Source organism: Candidatus Kurthia intestinigallinarum, assembly GCF_003991225.1.
Classification (GTDB): Bacteria; Bacillota; Bacilli; order Bacillales_A; family Planococcaceae; genus Kurthia; species Kurthia populi.
In genome coordinates this window covers 1-1,051 of record NZ_JTFC01000062.1, presented here as the reverse complement: position 1 = coordinate 1,051, position 1,051 = coordinate 1, and the positions used below count along the sequence as shown (strand labels likewise).

Here is a 1,051-nt window from a genome sequence, read left to right as displayed (position 1 = left end):
TAGTGGCTCATATAACTTAAGTTAATAAACGCCAATCACGGCACTTAAAAACTTGCACCTACCGTCATAGTTTATTGTTTTGATCTCGACAATTAAAACAATACAACACTATGCTGTAGCATGCAAGGTTTTTTGCGTTAAAGCCATTCGTATCAAGGGCTCAAGACCCTTCAGGGTAAATCGAAGATGTTACCCTTATATCAAGATAAGAAAAAACCGTTTTTCGCTTCGCTCAAAACCTTAAAAAACACGCCTAAAAGGCGTGTTTTCATCTTTCCATTCCTCGATCCCTCTCCCGAGCTTTCTCACGCTTATACAGGCGCTCAAATTCGCTCCCAGGGTTTCGCTCCCTCACTTTATCTACTAATTCCTTAAAAACGTTTTTAACGGCCCTGACGCCCTCTGTACGCTCTTTTACGAAATCTTTGGCACTTTGATACAACAAACCGACTTCGTGCCGTAAATCGCCTATCAGGTCTTTTAAATCTCTGTTCTCTGAACGGAGTTCCTTATTTTCGTTCTTCAGCTTATAATTTTCATTGGTCTTTTGATAGACTTCCTCACGAAGCTTTTCATTTTCTATGACAGGATTCATACTTTGCAACCGCTCATAATCTTTTTTTACCGCAACCGCAGCTGTCACGATTGTTTCCAGCTGTTCCATCTGCTTAGGAGTGAAAACATAATTCCCGGTTTCTTTTTGATGGATTTCCGGTTTCCCGAACATTTTCGGAACGACTTCGGTTTTGATTTCTTTTCGCTTTGGTTTCAGCACCAAATTCTTATCAGGAACATTTTTGCTAATCGCTAAAAACTCATTTTTCTTTTCATCGACTTTCCCCTCTAACACGGCAATTTCGTTCAATAAGTCCTGTTTTTCCTTGTATTCATTCACGTCTTTATATGAATTCGTGCCAACCAATTTCCGCTCAATTCCACGATCCAATAATTTTTCTTCTAGCAACTGGACTTCTTTTTCCCGCCAATCATCAAACGGGCGAGTTTTATCCAACGCCGGATCTTGTTGAATAATCGCACGGTCAAACGACAC

Annotated in this window: 1 pseudogene; it reads right to left on the bottom strand. The window is 40.2% G+C overall.

The features are described 5' to 3' along the window. Positions 1 to 268: 268 nt before the first annotated feature. A pseudogene (locus QI30_RS20550) lies at positions 269 to 1,051 on the bottom strand (plasmid recombination protein); the annotation flags it as partial.